Consider the following 16,901-nt stretch of genomic DNA (forward strand, 5'->3'; position numbering starts at 1 on the left):
CCCCCCCCCCCCCCCCCCCCCCCCCCCCCCCCCCCCCCCCCCCCCCCCCCCCCCCCCCCCCCCCCCCCCCCCCCCCCCCCCCCCCCCCCCCCCCCCCCCCCCCCCCCCCCCCCCCCCCCCCCCCCCCCCCCCCCCCCCCCCCCCTGGGCCGCAACGCGGCCCCGAATTTCACGCGGAGGAACCTGCCATGTCACTTAGCGTCTTCGACCTGTTCAAGATCGGCATCGGCCCCTCCAGTTCCCATACCGTCGGCCCGATGCGCGCTGCCGCACGCTTCGCCGAAGGGCTGCGGCGTGATGGCCTGGTGGCCGCCACCCACAGCGTCAAGGTCGAGCTGTATGGTTCGCTCGGCGCCACCGGCAAGGGCCACGGCAGCGACAAGGCCGTGCTCCTCGGACTGGAAGGCGAGCACCCCGACAGCGTCGATACCGACAGCATTCCCGCCCGCCTGCAGGCGATCCGCGACAGCGGCCGTCTCGACCTGCTCGGCGAGCACAGCATCGATTTCCAGGAAAAACAGCACCTGGCGATGATCCGCAAGCCGCTGGACTACCATCCCAACGGTATGATCTTCCGCGCCTTCGACAGCGCCGGCCTGCAGATCCGCAGCCGCGAGTATTACTCGGTGGGCGGTGGTTTCGTGGTCGACGAGGACGCCGCCGGGGCCAACCGCATCGTCGAGGACAAGACCCCGCTGGCCTACCCGTTCAAGACCGCCAAGGAACTGTTGGCTCATTGCACCGCGCAGCACCTGTCGATCAGCCAGGTGATGCTTGCCAACGAAGCCGCCTGGCGCCCGGAAAGCGAAACCCGCGCCGGCCTGCTGAAGATCTGGCAGGTGATGCAGGACTGCGTCAGTGCCGGCTGCCGCAACGAAGGCATCCTGCCCGGCGGCCTGAAAGTCCGCCGCCGTGCCGCAGCGTTGTACCGCCAGCTCTGCGCCAGCCCGGAAGCCAGCCTGCGCGATGCCCTGTCGGTGCTCGACTGGGTCAACCTGTACGCCCTGGCGGTGAACGAAGAAAACGCCTTCGGCGGACGGGTGGTCACCGCCCCGACCAATGGCGCCGCCGGCATCGTTCCGGCGGTCCTGCATTACTACATGCGCTTTATCCCCGGCGCCAATGAAGACGGCGTTGTGCGCTTCCTGCTCACCGCCGCCGCCATCGGCATCCTCTATAAGGAGAACGCCTCGATCTCCGGTGCCGAAGTCGGCTGCCAGGGCGAAGTCGGCGTGGCCTGTTCGATGGTCGCAGGTGCCCTGTGCGAGGTCATGGGCGGCAGCGTGCAGCAGGTGGAGAACGCCGCGGAAATCGGCATGGAACACAACCTGGGCCTGACCTGCGACCCCATCGGCGGCCTGGTCCAGGTGCCCTGCATCGAGCGCAATGCCATGGGCTCGGTGAAGGCCATCAATGCGGTGCGCATGGCCTTGCGCGGCGACGGGCAGCATTTCGTCTCCCTCGACAAGGTCATCCGCACCATGCGCCAGACCGGCGCGGATATGAAAAGCAAATACAAGGAGACCGCCCGCGGCGGTCTGGCCGTCAACATCATCGAATGCTGACATCCCTTTGCAACCCAGGAGTTCCAAATGTCCACCGAAACACTGCTGAAAACCCCGCTGCATGCCCTGCACCTGGAACTGGGCGCGCGCATGGTGCCGTTCGCCGGCTACGACATGCCGGTGCAGTACCCGCTGGGGGTGATGAAGGAACACCTGCATACCCGTGAGCAGGCCGGCCTGTTCGATGTTTCGCACATGGGCCAGATCCGCCTGCGCGGCGCCAATGCGGCCAAGGCCCTGGAAAGCCTGGTGCCGGTGGACATCATCGACCTACCCCTAGGCATGCAGCGCTACGCCATGTTCACCAACGAGCAGGGTGGCATCCTCGACGACCTGATGGTCGCCAACCTCGGTGATGGCGAACTGTTCCTGGTGGTCAACGCCGCCTGCAAGGACCAGGACCTGGCCCATCTGCGCCAGCACATCGGCGACCAGTGCGAGATCGAGCCGCTGTTCGAGGAGCGCGCCCTGCTCGCCCTGCAAGGCCCGGCGGCGGTCAAGGTGCTGGAGCGCCTGGCGCCGCAGGTGGCGAAGATGACCTTCATGCAGTTCGCACCGGTGCAACTGCTGGGCGAGGACTGCTATGTCAGTCGCTCGGGCTACACCGGTGAGGATGGTTACGAGATCTCCGTCCCGGCAGGGCAGGCCGAGACGCTGGCCCGCCGCCTGCTGGACGAACCGGAAGTCGCCGCCATCGGCCTCGGTGCCCGCGACTCCCTGCGCCTGGAGGCCGGCCTGTGCCTGTATGGCCATGACATGAACAGCACGACCACCCCGGTCGAGGCCAGCCTGCTCTGGGCCGTTTCCAAGGCCCGTCGCGCTGACGGTACAAGGGCCGGCGGCTTCCCGGGAGCGGCGCGGGTCTTCGCCCAGCAGCAGGAAGGCGTGGCACGCAAGCGTGTCGGCCTGCTGCCGCAGGAGCGCACGCCGGTGCGCGAAGGCGCCGAGATCGTCGACGAAGCGGGCGAAGTGATCGGCCAGGTGTGCAGCGGCGGCTTCGGCCCGACCCTGGGCGCACCGGTCGCGATGGGCTATCTGGACAGCGCCCGCTCGGCCCTGGACAACCAGGTCTGGGCCATCGTGCGTGGCAAGCGGGTGCCGATGAAAGTGAGCAGGATGCCGTTCGTGGCACAGCGTTATTACCGAGGCTGAGCCCAGGACAAAAAGTGTCATGGTGCGTTCGTATTATTCGATTTCGAACGCACCGGCAAACTTTCGAACATGAGCCTCGGCAAGGCCCTGAAAGGGTGCAAAAAAAGCCGCCGATAACGGCTTAAAAAAGCCTGGAACCGCGACTCTCCAGGGCTTGTTTTTCCCGGGGAAGTTAGCGTAGAGTCGATGCACTGTGTTTGCGTGGGTCGCTCGGTTAGTGACCTGGAACAGTAGGCTGAGATTCGCTACAAACCGTTCGACGTCTCTTACTTTCCTGCAACCCAGCCCAGTGTTCTTTCATTACAAACCGATGAAAGAAACTGTAATCACAATTCAAAGTTTCAAAGGGAATAAGACATGTCTACACGTCAGAGCGGTACCGTCAAGTGGTTTAACGACGAGAAGGGTTTCGGTTTCATCACTCCTGAAAGCGGTCCGGATCTGTTCGTACACTTCCGCGCCATTCAGGGCAGCGGCTTCAAGAGCCTGAAAGAAGGCCAGAAAGTGACCTTCGTCGCTGTGCAAGGCCAGAAAGGCATGCAGGCTGATGAAGTGATCGCTGAAAACTGAGTTTTCGCACGCCCCGAAAGCCCCTGTCTTCGACAGGGGCTTTTTTTTGCGCGCAATTCCGTAGAATGCAGGCTTTTGCGCCAGGAGCCTCATTGCATGTCCAAACCCTTGCTCCAGCCGCAGGGCGACTTTCCGGCTGCCGGACTTGGCCGTCGTTTCGCGGCGATGTTCTACGACTTCCTGCTCTGCACCGCCCTGCTGATGGTGACCACGCTGGTCTACAAGATGATCCAGATGTCGATCATCGGCGAAACCCGCATGCGCGCCATGACCGAAGCCGGCGCCCTGGATGGTGATCCGCTGCTGTCCACGGTGTTGCTGTTCGTCCTGTTCGGCTTCTTCGCCAAGTTCTGGACCCATGGCGGCCAGACCCTCGGCATGCAGGTATGGGGTGTGCGCGTACAGAACGCCGACGGCAGCGCCATCAGCCTGTGGCAGGCACTGCTGCGCTTCATCGTGTCGATCGCTTCCTGGCTATGCGTTGGCCTGGGTTTCTTCTGGGCGCTGTTCGACAAGCAGAAACGCAGCTGGCATGACATCTACTCGGAAACGCAGTTGGTGCGGATTCCCAAGCGCAAGAAGTGACAGACAGCAAAAAGCCGACCCAAGGGTCGGCTTTTTCATGCCTGCAAGAAGCGGATCAACCCGCCCTACGCAACAACCACACCCCCGCCAGCGCGCAGATCACCGCCGGCAGCAGCACCGCCAGCAACGGCGGGAAACCGAACACCTGGCTGGACGGCCCGAGCAGGTCCTGGGCGATGCGGAACACGAAGCCCACCAGCACACCGGTGAACACGCGCTGGCCAAGGGTCACCGAACGCAACGGGCCGAAGATGAAGGAGATCGCCATCAGCACCAGCGCGGCGGTCACCAGCGGCTGCAGGACCTTGGTCCAGAAGGCCAGCCAGTAGCGGTCGTTGTTCAGGCCCTGGTCGGACAGGTAGTGGATGTAATCCCACAAGCCGGTGATCGACAGCGACTCCGGGGCCATCACCACGGTATTCAGCAGTTGCGGGGTCAGGGCCACGTCCCAGCGCTCTTCCGGAGCTTTCACGATCTCGGTGTGATCACCGCGGAACAGCGTGGTGGTGACATCGGTGAGCAGCCAGTGATCCTGCTGGTACTGGGCACGCCGGGCAAAGCTCGACGACTGCATGTGCCGCTCGGCATCGAAGCGGTAGCGAGTCACACCAAGCATCAGGCCGTTGGGCTGCACCGTGTTGATATGCACGAACTCCTCGCCCTGGCGGTGCCACAGGCCACGCTTGGAGGTTTGCGCCTCGCCGCCACCCTGGGCCAGGGAACGGTCGGCCTGGGCCTTGTTCTCGGTGACCGGAGCGACATACTCGCCGATCAGGACACCGGCCAGCATCAAGACCAGCATCGGCTTCATTACCGCCCAGACGATGCGACCGACGGACACACCGGCAGCACGCATGACAGTCAGCTCGCTGTTGCTGGCCAGGCTGCCGAGGCCGATCAGGCACCCGATCAGGCCGGCCATCGGCAGCATGTCGTAGAGACGCCGCGGCGCGGTCAGCAGGACGAACTGGCCCGCGTTCCAGAGGGTATAGGTGTCGCTGATATCGCCCATCTCGTCGATGAAGGCGAACAGCGAGGCGAGGGCCAGGATGATCCCGAGCACGGCGAGAATCGCCAGGAACACGCTGCTGCCGATGTAGCCGTCAAGCTTGCGCATGAGGCACCTCCGCAGCACGGGCACGCATCTTCAGGCGCAGCGGCTCCCAGTACATCAGGCCGAGACCGATCAGCAGGAACAGCAGGTGGACCGGCCACAGGCCCACGGAAAGCGGGATCTTGCCCTTCTCCAGGGCGCCGCGGGCGGCAATCAGGACGGTCAGGTAGGCCATATACAGGAGAATCGCCGGCAGCAGCTTGAGGAAACGGCCCTGACGCGGATTGACCCGCGACAGCGGCACCGCCATAAGGGTCACGATGAACACCAGCAGGGGCAGCGACAGGCGCCACTCCAGCTCTGCGCGCTCGCGCGGGGCATCGCTCTTGAACAGCTCGGAGGTGGGGATCGCCTCGCGTTCGGTGATGTCCTGGCTGACTTCCGGCTTGGGCAGCAGTACGCCATAGGTGTCGTACTTGATCGCCCGGTAGTCGGCCTGGCCCGGATTGCCGTCGTAGCGATAGCCGTTTTCCAGGATCAGGTAGCGATTGCCGTCGGCCTGGACTTCCTGGCGCCCTTTTTCGGCGACCAGCACGCTGATGCCGCGGTCCTTGCTCTTGTCGCTGGAGAAACGCTTCTCGGAAATGAACACGCCGGCCAGGTTGGCGCGGTCATCCGACAGCTGCTCGGTGTAGGTCACCCGGGTGCCATCACGCAGGGTCTGGAAACGGCCCGGCACCAGGGTGTCGAACTCGGTCAGGGCATCCTGCTGGTTGATGATCTGCGCAACGCGCGCGACGCCCTGCGGCGCCAGGCTCAGGCTCAGCCAGGCGACGATCAGCGCTACCAGCGCGGCCGGTGCCAGGGTCATGCACAGCAGGCGTTGCTGGCTCATGCCGGTGGCGGAAAGCACGGTCATTTCGCTTTCCAGGTACAGGCGCCCATAGGCCAGCAGGATGCCAAGGAACAGGCCCAGCGGCAGGATCAACTGCAGGAAGCCCGGCAGGCGATAGCCCATGATGAGGAACAGCACGCCCGGATCGAGCATGCCCTGTGCGGCCTGGGCCAGGTACTTGATGAAGCGCCCGCTCATGATGATGACCAGCAGCACGGCGCTGACGGCACTCAAGGTCACCAGGACCTCGCGGGACAGATAACGGAAGACGATCAAACCAGCCACTCCTGGGTTGTCAGGCTCGGACAGCCAAACAAGGAAAACGTTGCAACCAACAAGATAGTTGCCGGTGCGTCAATGCACCCGGACTTCGAAGTGGGCGCATTATCCTGTGATTGCCCCTGCCTGTCACTTCGCTCCGTGCAATGCTTGAAAACGGGGTTGTCATGGGCGCTGCACCGGGCTCAAACTGGCGGCTTTGCGTCTGGCCCCTCACGCCGGCCAGGTCACTTCGAGCGCTCGCTGTGGTTTATACGACAGGCAGCGCGCTGACAGTTCATTCGGGGACCCTGACATGGAATTGGTTGTAAAAAGTGTAGCCGCAGCATCCTTGAAAACCGCCACCCTGGTCCTGCCCGTCGGCGAAGGCCGCAAACTGGGCGCCAGCGCCAAGGCCGTCGATGATGCCGCCAAGGGCGCCCTGAGCGCCGTGCTCAAGCGTGGCGATATCGCCGGCAAGGTCGGCCAGACCCTGCTGCTGCAAGGCATCGCCGGGCTGAAGGCCGAACGCGTGCTGCTGGTCGGCACCGGCAAGGACGAAAGCCTGGGCGACCGCAGCTGGCGCAAGATCGCCAACGCCATCCTCGGTGCCCTCAAGGGCCTGAACGGCGCCGACGCGGTACTGGCCCTGGACGACGTCGCCGTGGCCGGCCGCGATGCTCACTACGGCAAGATCCGCCTGCTGGCCGAAACCCTGCTCGACGGCGAATACGTCTTCGACCGTTTCAAAAGCCAGAAAGCCGAACCCCGCGCCCTGAAGAAAGTCACCCTGCTGGCCGACAAGGCCGGGCTTGCCGACACCGAGCGCGCAGTCAAGCACGCCGTGGCCATCACCAGCGGCATGCGCTTTACCCGCGACCTCGGCAACCTGCCGCCGAACCTGTGCCATCCAACCTTCCTCGCCGAAGAAGCGAAGAACCTCGGCAAGGCGTTCAAGGGCCTCAAGGTCGAAGTCCTCGACGAGAAGAAGATCAAGGACCTCGGCATGGGCGCCTTCTACGCCGTCGGCCAGGGCAGCGACCAGCCGCCCCGCCTGATCGTGATGAACTACCAGGGCGCGAAGAAGAGCGACAAGCCGTTCGTGCTGGTGGGCAAGGGCATCACCTTCGACACCGGCGGCATCAGCCTGAAGCCGGGCGCCGGGATGGACGAGATGAAATTCGACATGTGCGGTGCTGCCAGTGTCTTCGGCACCCTGCGCGCCGTGCTCGAACTGCAGTTGCCGATCAACCTGGTATGCCTGCTGGCGTGCGCGGAAAACATGCCGAGTGGCGGCGCGACCCGTCCGGGCGACATCGTCACCACCATGAGCGGGCAGACCGTGGAGATCCTCAACACCGACGCCGAAGGCCGCCTGGTGCTGTGCGACACCCTGACCTACGCCGAGCGCTTCAAGCCGCAGGCGGTGATCGACATCGCCACCCTGACCGGCGCCTGCATCGTCGCCCTCGGCAGCCATACTTCGGGCCTGATGGGCAACAGCGAAGCGCTGGTCGAACAATTGCTCGACGCCGGCAAGCGCGCCGACGACCGCGCCTGGCAATTGCCGCTGTTCGATGAATACCAGGAACAACTGGACAGCCCGTTCGCCGACATCGCCAACATCGGCGGGCCGAAGGCCGGCACCATCACCGCCGGCTGCTTCCTTTCGCGCTTCGCCAAGGCTTACGACTGGGCGCACCTGGACATCGCCGGCACCGCCTGGATCAGCGGCGGCAAGGACAAGGGCGCCACTGGCCGCCCGGTCCCGCTGCTGACCCAGTACCTGCTCGACCGCGCCAATGCCTGATCCGGAGGCCGGCCGGTCCCGCGACAGGCCGGCGACTGCCCGATGAGCAAAGTCGACTTCTACATCCTGCCCAGCCCCTCCGCCGCCGTGCGCCTGGACTTCGCCTGCAAGCTGTGCGAAAAGGCCTGGCGCCTCGGCCATCGGGTCTATCTGCACTGCGCCGATGCGGCACAGCGCGATGAGCTGGATGCCCGCCTCTGGGCCTTCAAGGGCGAGGCGTTCGTGCCCCACAGCCACGCCGAGGAAGATGCCGCGGCAGCGGTGGCACTGGGTATTGGCGAGAATGCCGGCGAACACCAGGACCTGCTGGTCAATCTCGACCTGAAGGTGCCACCGTTCGCCGGCCGCTTCGCCCGTATCGCCGAGATCGTGGTGGAGGACCCGGCGATCCGCCAGGCCACCCGAGAGAGTTTCCGCTTCTACCGTGAACAGGGCTATGCTCTGCAAGATCACCGCTTACAGCGATTCTGACGACGATGGACAAACGCCCGCCCCTGCCTCAATCCGCACACTTGCTCGACGACCTGGAATCGATCCGCCAGCTGCTGGGCGATGAAACCCTGCAGCCGCCGCTGCTGACCGAGACCGTGGAAGAACAGATCCCTTTGCTGCTGGAACCTGCCGACGAACCGGCCAGACCGGCACCCGCCGCGTCCCCGGCGGAAGCAGTCGATCCGCAGACCCGCCGCCAGGACACCCTGCTGCACCTGGACGCCGAACTTCGCGCCGCCGCGCAGTTGATCATGCAGGACGTGATCGACGATTTCGCCCCGCACATCGAGACCGAGATCAAGCGCCGCCTGGATGCACGCCTGGAACGCCTGCTCAACCAGTCTTCCTAAACTGCACAAAACCCTGTGGGAGCGGGTTCACCCGCGATTGCGATGGTGGGGCCACTACCGTAATCGCGGGTAAACCCGCTCCCACAGGGTCCGCGTCGCGCTTTTGCCCTTGCCCTGCTTATCGCCTCAACCCCCCGCCTCCGTTATACTTCCCGGCTTTCCCGAATAAATGCCATAGGGTCCCCCCGCGCAATGGATAAGACCTACCAGCCGCACGCCATCGAAACCTCCTGGTACAACACCTGGGAGTCCGAGAACTACTTCGCCCCGCAAGGCGCAGGCGAGTCGTACACCATCATGATCCCGCCGCCGAACGTCACCGGCAGCCTGCATATGGGCCACGGCTTCAACAATGCGATCATGGACGCCCTGATCCGCTTCCGCCGCATGCAAGGCCGCAACACCCTGTGGCAGCCAGGCACCGACCACGCCGGCATCGCCACGCAGATGCTGGTGGAGCGTCAACTGGAAGCCAAGGGCCAGAACCGCCACGACCTGGGCCGCGAGAAGTTCCTGGAAAAGGTCTGGGAATGGAAGGATCAGTCCGGTGGCAACATCAGCCGCCAGATCCGCCGCCTGGGCTCCTCGGTGGACTGGAGCCGCGAGCGCTTCACCATGGATGACGGCCTGTCCGAAGCGGTCAAGGAAGCCTTCGTGCGCCTGCATGAGGACGGCCTGATCTACCGCGGCAAGCGCCTGGTCAACTGGGACACCAAGCTGCACACGGCGATCTCCGACCTCGAAGTGGAAAACCACGACGAGAAAGGCCACCTGTGGAACCTGCGCTACCCGCTGGCCGACGGCGCGAAAACCGCCGAGGGCCAGGACTACCTGGTGGTTGCCACCACCCGTCCGGAAACCATGCTCGGCGACGCGGCCGTGGCCGTGAACCCGAACGACGAGCGCTACCAGGCACTGATCGGCAAGTTCGTCGAGCTGCCGCTGGTCGGCCGACGCATCCCGATCATCGCCGACGATTACTGCGACCCCGAGTTCGGCACCGGCTGCGTGAAGATCACCCCGGCCCACGATTTCAACGACTACGAAGTCGGCAAGCGCCACAACCTGCCGCTACTGAACATCTTCGACAAGAACGCGGCGGTCCTGGCCAACGCCCAGGTGTTCAACCTCGACGGCAGCCTCAACGAGTCCATCGACGCGCGCCTGCCAGCCAAGTACGCCGGCCTCGACCGCTTCGCCGCGCGCAAGCAGATCGTTGCCGACTTCGAAGCGCTGGGCCTGCTGGTCAGCGTCGACGACCACGCCCTGAAAGTGCCGAAGGGCGACCGCTCGGGCACCGTCATCGAGCCGTGGCTGACCGACCAGTGGTACGTCTCCACCAAGCCGCTGGCAGAGCCTGCCATCGCCGCCGTGGAAGACGGCCGTATCCAGTTCGTGCCCAAGCAGTACGAGAACATGTACTTCTCCTGGATGCGCGATATCCAGGACTGGTGCATCAGCCGCCAGCTGTGGTGGGGCCATCGCATCCCGGCCTGGTACGACGCGTCCGGCAAGGTCTACGTCGGTCGCAGCGAGGAAGAAGTCCGCGCGAAGAACAACCTCGGTGCCGACGTGGTCCTGAACCAGGACAACGACGTCCTCGACACCTGGTTCAGCTCCGGCCTGTGGACCTTCTCCACCCTCGGCTGGCCGCAGCAGACCGAATTCCTCAAGACTTTCCACTCCACCGACGTGCTGGTCACCGGCTTCGACATCATCTTCTTCTGGGTCGCCCGGATGATCATGCTGACCATGCACCTGGTGAAGAACGAGGACGGTACCCCGCAGGTACCGTTCAAGACCGTCTACGTCCACGGCCTGGTCCGCGACGGCCAGGGCCAGAAGATGTCCAAGTCCAAGGGCAACGTCCTTGACCCGCTGGATATCGTCGATGGCATCACCCTCGATGCACTGCTGGAAAAACGCACCAGCGGCCTGATGCAGCCGAAGCTGGCAGAGAAAATCGCCAAGCAGACCAAGGCCGAGTTCCCTGAAGGCATCGCCAGCTACGGTACCGATGCCCTGCGCTTTACCTTCTGCTCGCTGGCGTCCACCGGCCGTGACATCAAGTTCGACATGGGCCGCGTCGAGGGCTACCGCAACTTCTGCAACAAGATCTGGAACGCCGCTCGCTACGTGCTGGACAAGGGCGAAGACTGCGGTCAGAACGGCGAGGCCTACGAGCTGTCCCTGGCCGATCGCTGGATCATCTCGCAGTTGCAGCGCACCGAAGCCGAAGTGACCCGCCAACTGGAACAGTTCCGCTTCGACCTGGCCGCCCAGGCCCTCTACGAGTTCATCTGGAACCAGTACTGCGACTGGTACCTGGAGCTGTCCAAGCCGGTGCTGTGGGACGAGAACGCCCCGGTCGAGCGCGCCCGCGGCACCCGTCGCACGCTGGTGCGCGTGCTGGAAGTAGCGCTGCGCCTGGCCCATCCGTTCATGCCGTTCATCACCGAGGAAATCTGGCAGCGCCTGGCGCCGCTGGCCGGCATCGACGGCAAGACCATCATGCTGCAGCCATGGCCCGTTGCGAACGAAAGCCGCATCGACGCAGCCGCCGAAGCCGATATCGAGTGGGTCAAGGAACTGATGCTCGGCGTCCGCAATATCCGCGGCGAAATGAACATCGGCCCGGGCAAGCCGCTGCAACTGTTCCTGAAAAACGCCAGTGCCGATGACCAGCGCCGCCTGGTCGAGAACGAAGCCCTGCTGAAGAAACTGGCGAAGATCGAGTCGTTCACCGTGCTCGGCGAACAGGACGAAGCGCCGCTGAGCGCCACTGCGCTGGTGGGTGACCTGCAAGTGCTGGTGCCGATGGCCGGCCTGATCGACAAGGACGCCGAGCTGGCGCGCCTGAACAAGGAAATCCAGCGTCTGCAAGGCGAGGTCCAGCGAGTCGGCGGCAAGTTGTCCAACGCCGCCTTCGTCGACAAGGCCCCGCCTGCGGTGATCGACAAGGAGCGCGCCAAGCTGGCCGAAGCCGAACAGGCCCTGGCCAACTTCACCGAGCAGCACGCGCGGATCGCAGCCCTGTAAAGCGACGCGGACAGTGTGGGAGCGGGTTCACCCGCGATTGCGTCATTGAATTCACCACCGCAATCGCGGGTGAACCCGCTCCCACATTGTCCGCGGCCGATCAACACATCACGCGGTAATCCTTGAGAGCGGGCCTGGCCCGCTCTTGTATTAATGACCATGAACAAACCCAGCCTGCACCCACGCAATCGCCACCAAGGCCGCTACGACTTCCCCCAGTTGATCAAGAGCAGCCCGGAACTGGCGCGCTTCACCATCACCAACCCCCATGGCAAGCCGAGCATCGACTTCGCCGATCCGGAAGCGGTGCGGGTGTTCAACCGGGCGCTGCTCAAGGCCCAGTACGGCATCCAGTTCTGGGATATTCCCGCCGACTACCTGTGTCCGCCGATTCCCGGGCGTGCCGATTACCTGCACGCGCTGGCCGATCTGCTGGCCGGGGAAAATGCCGGGGAGATCCCTCGGGGAGCACAGGTCCAGGTGCTGGACGTCGGCGTCGGCGCCAACTGCATCTACCCGCTGCTGGGCAATGCCGATTACCGCTGGCGCTTCGCCGGCTCGGATATCGACCCGGTCGCCCTGGCCTCGGCCAAGGCCATCGTCCAGGCCAATGGCCTGGGCAAGTTCATCAGCCTGCGCCAACAGGGCAACCGCAAGCACATCCTCAGCGGCCTGCTGGCTGCCGAGGAGCGCTTCGACCTGACCCTGTGCAATCCGCCCTTCCACGCCTCCCGCGAGGAAGCTACTCGGGGCAGCCAGCGCAAATGGCGCGCCCTGGGCAAGGCCGATCCGAAGCGCAAGCTGCCGGTGCTGAACTTCGGCGGGCAGAACAACGAGCTGTGGTGCGAGGGCGGCGAGATTCGTTTCGTCACCCAATTGGTGCAGGAGAGCAAGGCCTTGGGCCAGCAGGTGCTGTGGTTCAGCAGCCTGGTGTCGAAGGCATCCAACCTGCCGGGCATCGAAGCCGCGCTGAAGAAGGCTGGCGCCGTGGAGCAGCGGGTGATGGAGATGGGCCAGGGGCAGAAACAGAGCCGCCTGGTGGCCTGGACTTTCCAGGATGCGGACACTCGCCAGCTTTGGCGCGAGCAACGCTGGAAATAACCAACTTTCGGCAGGTATAAAAAAACCGCATCAGGCTCGCGCCGGATGCGGTTTTTTCGTGCTGCTTACAATTACTTGTTAACAGCGTCGGTCAGCACTTTGGCTGGCACGAACTTGACGACTTTCTTGGCGGCGATTTCGATGGCAGCGCCAGTCGAAGGGTTGCGACCGGTACGGGCAGGACGCTCGGTGATTTTCAGCTTGCCAATGCCTGGCAGGGTGATTTCGCTGCCGTTTTCCAGTTGATCAGCAACGATCTGGCCCAGTTGCTCCAGAGCGTTACGCGCGGTGGTTTTCGGCGCGTCGATAGCTTCAGCGATATCGGCGATCAGTTGGTCTTTGGTCAATGCCATGGTGGTGTTCCTTCCCTAATCAAATTCAGTGAGTTTGCAGAGTGCCGTGTCAGCCGTCGATTCCGGCTCCGTAGTGCGGAAAGCCGGGGTACTTCCATTTTGCCAATCGCGTATGTAGATACATAAAAATGCGATTGGTTCGACGTGACGCCAGCGGTCTGCCAGCAATGCGCCTTAAGGGGGGCGCAAGACCGGGCAAAACTACCACAGGAATGGATAAATATCCGCTTCGCCCAGGGCAAAAGTGCAGGTTTTTCGGGGGTTTACACAAAATATCGCAAAAAAGGGAAGGAAAAACGAACCTTGGTCCCTCTCAGCAACTACAGAACAGCGTCGCAAGCCCCAGCTAGGTTACACTTGGCCACTTTGCCCGGCCCCGCGCCATACCTTCACCGAGCCGAGAATTCCATGCCGATCCGCCACTGCATCGTCCACCTGATCGACAAGAAACCCGATGGCAGCCCTGCAGTCCTGCACGCGCGCGATTCCGAACTGGCAGAATCGACCGCCATCGAAAACCTCCTGGCCGACCTGAACGACAGCTACAACGCCAAGCAAGGCAAGGCATGGGGCTTCTTCCATGCCGAGTCAGGCGCCCACCCCTTCAGCGGCTGGCTGAAGGAATACCTCGATAGCGAGAAGACCTTCACCGAATTCAGCCGCATCGCGGTGGAACACCTGCAGAAGCTGATGGAAGAGTCGAACCTGTCGGTCGGCGGGCATGTGCTGTTCGCCCATTACCAGCAAGGCATGACCGACTACCTGGCCATCGCCCTGCTGCACCACAGCGAAGGCGTGGCGGTGAACGCCGAGCTGGATGTCACTCCGTCCCGCCACCTGGACCTCAGCCAGTTGCACCTGGCGGCACGGATCAATATCTCCGAGTGGCGCAACAACCAGAATTCGAAGCAGTACATTTCCTTTATCAAGGGCAAGAACGGCAAGAAGGTCTCGGACTACTTCCGCGACTTCATCGGCTGCCAGGAAGGGGTCGATGGCCCGGGCGAAACACGCACCCTGCTCAAGGCCTTCAGCGATTTCGTCGAGAGCGAGGACCTGCCCGAGGAAGCCGCCCGCGAGAAGACCCAGACCCTGGTCGACTACGCCACCAGCCAGACCCGCGCCGGCGAGCCAGTGACCCTCGAAGAACTGTCCGGCCTGATCGACGAAGACCGGCCGAAAGCCTTCTACGACCATATCCGCAACAAGGACTACGGCCTGTCACCGGAGATTCCGGCGGACAAGCGCACCCTGAATCAATTCCGCCGCTTCACCGGCCGCGCCGAAGGCCTGTCGATCAGCTTCGAGGCTCATCTGCTGGGTTCGAAGATCGAGTACGACGAGGAGGCCGGAACCCTGATCATCAAGGGCCTGCCGACCCAATTGACCGACCAGTTGAAACGCCGCAGGGACTGAACCGCCGGTCCGAACTGGCATTTTTGTCAGTAGCTGCGCCTACGTCCGCCTCCTTAGCCTGAGATTGTCACCACCGGCAATCTCGGACTTCTGCCCCGCTCGTGGTGACTGCCTGCCAGTCAACCTTCGCTTGCCGGGGTGAACGATGAAGATACTCGCGACATTTCTTGCACTGACGACCGTACTCGCCTCGGGTACCACCCTCGCCGGCCCCGGCGAGGATACGGTCAACGCCATGAACGCTCGCCTCGCTGACCAGAGAGTGAATTGCGGCGCGCTGTCGATGCCCGCCGTTCTCTGCACCGGAGTCATAGCCAGGGCCACCGACGACCCCAGGTTCTGGGTACCCCAGGAAAAGAACATCACGTCCGGCGCGATCTCCGCCTCGTACCTGCGCAACGATGCCAAGTTCAAGACACTGGTCTTTGGCCGCAACAGAGGCTTCACCCTGTTACCGGTCTTGCTCAACCGGCCAAACAACCAAACTTACGAAGTGCTCTGCGCCTTCCCCAACGATGGCGGCACGGATAACCGCAACGATCGCGGCTGCGGGGATCATGTGCTGAACCCCGAGGTGCAGGACTACTGCGACGTGCTGGGCATCATGACCGGGGATGACTGGAACAAGAGATTCCGTTCCGACAAGGTGCTGTACAGCGAGATCTGTGCCTTCGACATTCGCGACCGTCGCGACGCCCATGCCGGCCCGGCCTTCATGGCCAGTATCGACGCCCGCAACCTGGGCGGCGAGACCCTGTTCGCCGTGCAGAACGAACTGCGCATCGCCACCTGGGGCAACCACCCGCCCTTCCACCCTCCGGTGGAAAGTGTCTTCTACACCACGCCTCCGGTGTCCGACACCTCGGGCCTGGAGGGTGCCCGGGCCGAGCAGATCGAATGGTGGCTGGCAGCCAGGCAGTACCTGCCGTTGGTCAAACTGAACCTGCCGCAGACCATGGCGGCCAATCCGAGCTTTGGCTTCGACACCGCGGATCAAGTGATCCAGCCTGTCAGCGAACCCGACCAGTGCCCGGGCTTCATCAAAAGCTCTGCCTGGAAAACCGAACGCAAAGGCGCCTACTTTGCCACTCAATTGGACAGCCTGCAGGTCGAGCTCAACGATTGCGCGAAAACTATCCCGCCCAGCCAATTGAACAACCTGTTCAATGAGATCGCTGCCCGCCATTACCGGGACGAGAAATGGGGAGACCACCCGGTGCTTACCACCGACGCTACGCAGAACGCGGCGCTGGTGCAGGCAAAGAGCTATCCACGCCCCACCCATATCGTCAGCGGCATGCGCGCTCAATTGGCCTGCCAACTGGCACTGCCGGCAAGACCGGCGATCATCACCCTGGAGCCCAAGCGGCCCGAGGGTACGACCGAAACGTTGAAGAACATGAACTGCAACCTTTAAAAGGAAGCTCCGGCGAAGGAGGCCACCAGGGCCTCCTTCGCGCTTTTGCGCAGGCGCTTGATCAGGCGTTCATGACGCAGGGCCTGGGACTTGTCCGGCCACTGCTCGACGTAGACCAGCGCCACCGCCGGGCTGGTGCTGAAATAGCGGGCACCCTGGCCTTTCTGGTGGGCGGCGAAACGCTTTTCCGGGTTATCGCTGATGCCGCAGTACAGCGAACCATTGGCCGCGCGCACCAGATAGACATACCAGGGCTTATCGGAAATGGCAGGAGCGGCGATATCGTTCACGGTACAAGGCGGGGTCTGATGGCAGAAGCCGACAGCTTACCGCCTCAGCGCCCGCTCTGGAACGCGCGCAGGCCCTTGAGCGCCTGCTGCCCGACCTTGTTGCGCAGGAAGGGCGTCCAGCCCAGCAGCAGCCCCGGAGTGCCCAGCGCCTGGCGGGACCAGCGCCAGAAATCGAAGACATCATGGTGTTCGACGATCAGGCCGTCGCGAATGACGAAGGTGGCGCGAATATCGTTGACCACCACGCGTCCCGTCTGGCTGAACAGGTAGGTCGCTACCCAATGCGCCGAACCGCCGCGCTCGTCGGCGCAGACGTTATCGAAGGTCAGGGAGAAGTCCTTGGCGCGGCTGGTCAGCATGCGCCACATATCGCCAGCATCCTTGCCACGCAAGGTGCCGAAGGCCGGGTCGCTGAAGACAATATCGGGGCTATAGCAAGCGACCATCGCCTCGGCATCCAGGCGCTGGAAGGCCTGGTAGAAACGGTTGATCAGGGCACTGTTGGCATCGCTCATGGCGGGTTCCATCACCGGAAGGATCGAGCGATGCACGATA

At 63.5% G+C, this 16,901-nt stretch carries 16 protein-coding genes; 11 read left to right on the top strand and 5 right to left on the bottom strand.

The genetic code is table 11. The annotated features are described in order from the left end of the window. The first annotated feature begins 187 nt into the window (after positions 1 to 187). From ACKLLE_RS18475 to ACKLLE_RS18490, 4 genes are all read left to right on the top strand, one after another. Positions 188 to 1,564, top strand: a complete 1,377-nt coding sequence (locus tag ACKLLE_RS18475) for an L-serine ammonia-lyase (protein ID WP_420058711.1) — start codon at positions 188 to 190, stop codon at positions 1,562 to 1,564. A gap of 27 nt (positions 1,565 to 1,591) precedes the next feature. After that, the gene (gcvT, locus tag ACKLLE_RS18480) at positions 1,592 to 2,716 is read left to right on the top strand and encodes a glycine cleavage system aminomethyltransferase GcvT (RefSeq protein WP_420058712.1); all 1,125 of its coding nucleotides are present in this window, start codon (positions 1,592 to 1,594) and stop codon (positions 2,714 to 2,716) included. Between the two features lie 357 nt (positions 2,717 to 3,073). Further along, complete coding sequence (locus tag ACKLLE_RS18485) at positions 3,074 to 3,286, top strand: cold-shock protein (RefSeq protein WP_064301650.1); 213 nt, start codon at positions 3,074 to 3,076, stop codon at positions 3,284 to 3,286. Between the two features lie 96 nt (positions 3,287 to 3,382). Then, the gene (locus ACKLLE_RS18490) at positions 3,383 to 3,871 is read left to right on the top strand and encodes an RDD family protein (protein ID WP_064301649.1); all 489 of its coding nucleotides are present in this window, start codon (positions 3,383 to 3,385) and stop codon (positions 3,869 to 3,871) included. A gap of 55 nt (positions 3,872 to 3,926) precedes the next feature. Here the strand turns inward: ACKLLE_RS18490 and lptG are convergent, their stop codons facing one another. Next, complete coding sequence (gene lptG / locus ACKLLE_RS18495; protein WP_064301648.1) at positions 3,927 to 4,988, bottom strand: LPS export ABC transporter permease LptG; 1,062 nt, start codon at positions 4,986 to 4,988, stop codon at positions 3,927 to 3,929. Beyond that, complete coding sequence (gene lptF, locus ACKLLE_RS18500; RefSeq protein WP_064301647.1) at positions 4,975 to 6,096, bottom strand: LPS export ABC transporter permease LptF; 1,122 nt, start codon at positions 6,094 to 6,096, stop codon at positions 4,975 to 4,977. The genes lptG and lptF overlap by 14 nt, the downstream gene beginning before the upstream one ends. A gap of 298 nt (positions 6,097 to 6,394) precedes the next feature. On the opposite strand from lptF, the gene ACKLLE_RS18505 reads away from it, so the two are divergent. From ACKLLE_RS18505 to rlmF, 5 genes are all read left to right on the top strand, one after another. Then, positions 6,395 to 7,888: a leucyl aminopeptidase gene (locus ACKLLE_RS18505; protein ID WP_064301646.1), complete on the top strand. Its 1,494-nt coding sequence runs from the start codon at positions 6,395 to 6,397 to the stop codon at positions 7,886 to 7,888. Positions 7,889 to 7,930: 42 nt separating this feature from the next. Continuing rightward, the gene (locus ACKLLE_RS18510) at positions 7,931 to 8,359 is read left to right on the top strand and encodes a DNA polymerase III subunit chi (protein ID WP_064301645.1); all 429 of its coding nucleotides are present in this window, start codon (positions 7,931 to 7,933) and stop codon (positions 8,357 to 8,359) included. A gap of 5 nt (positions 8,360 to 8,364) precedes the next feature. Continuing rightward, entirely contained in the window at positions 8,365 to 8,730 is a 366-nt protein-coding gene (locus ACKLLE_RS18515) for a DNA polymerase III subunit chi (protein ID WP_420058713.1), read from the top strand. A 192-nt stretch (positions 8,731 to 8,922) separates the two neighbouring features. Beyond that, entirely contained in the window at positions 8,923 to 11,769 is a 2,847-nt protein-coding gene (locus tag ACKLLE_RS18520; RefSeq protein WP_064301643.1) for a valine--tRNA ligase, read from the top strand. Positions 11,770 to 11,922: 153 nt separating this feature from the next. Beyond that, a complete protein-coding gene (gene rlmF / locus ACKLLE_RS18525) occupies positions 11,923 to 12,870 on the top strand; it encodes a 23S rRNA (adenine(1618)-N(6))-methyltransferase RlmF (RefSeq protein WP_420058714.1) in 948 nt (315 codons plus the stop codon). Positions 12,871 to 12,941: 71 nt separating this feature from the next. Here rlmF and ACKLLE_RS18530 read toward each other — a convergent pair whose 3' ends face one another. Continuing rightward, the gene (locus ACKLLE_RS18530; RefSeq protein ID WP_009398256.1) at positions 12,942 to 13,223 is read right to left on the bottom strand and encodes an HU family DNA-binding protein; all 282 of its coding nucleotides are present in this window, start codon (positions 13,221 to 13,223) and stop codon (positions 12,942 to 12,944) included. A gap of 408 nt (positions 13,224 to 13,631) precedes the next feature. On the opposite strand from ACKLLE_RS18530, the gene yejK reads away from it, so the two are divergent. Both yejK and ACKLLE_RS18540 read left to right on the top strand, forming a co-directional pair. After that, entirely contained in the window at positions 13,632 to 14,639 is a 1,008-nt protein-coding gene (gene yejK / locus ACKLLE_RS18535; protein ID WP_420058715.1) for a nucleoid-associated protein YejK, read from the top strand. A 145-nt stretch (positions 14,640 to 14,784) separates the two neighbouring features. Then, entirely contained in the window at positions 14,785 to 16,056 is a 1,272-nt protein-coding gene (locus tag ACKLLE_RS18540) for a hypothetical protein (protein ID WP_420058716.1), read from the top strand. Here the strand turns inward: ACKLLE_RS18540 and ACKLLE_RS18545 are convergent. Together ACKLLE_RS18545 and ACKLLE_RS18550 are read right to left on the bottom strand one after the other, a co-directional pair. Continuing rightward, complete coding sequence (locus ACKLLE_RS18545) at positions 16,053 to 16,346, bottom strand: GIY-YIG nuclease family protein (RefSeq protein WP_420058717.1); 294 nt, start codon at positions 16,344 to 16,346, stop codon at positions 16,053 to 16,055. The genes ACKLLE_RS18540 and ACKLLE_RS18545 overlap by 4 nt on opposite strands. Positions 16,347 to 16,390: 44 nt before the next feature. Then, positions 16,391 to 16,861, bottom strand: a complete 471-nt coding sequence (locus ACKLLE_RS18550) for a nuclear transport factor 2 family protein (protein WP_064301638.1) — start codon at positions 16,859 to 16,861, stop codon at positions 16,391 to 16,393. Positions 16,862 to 16,901 lie beyond the last annotated feature (40 nt).

It is taken from the genome of Pseudomonas bharatica, from assembly GCF_048586865.1.
In the GTDB taxonomy this organism is placed as follows: domain Bacteria; phylum Pseudomonadota; class Gammaproteobacteria; order Pseudomonadales; family Pseudomonadaceae; genus Aquipseudomonas; species Aquipseudomonas bharatica.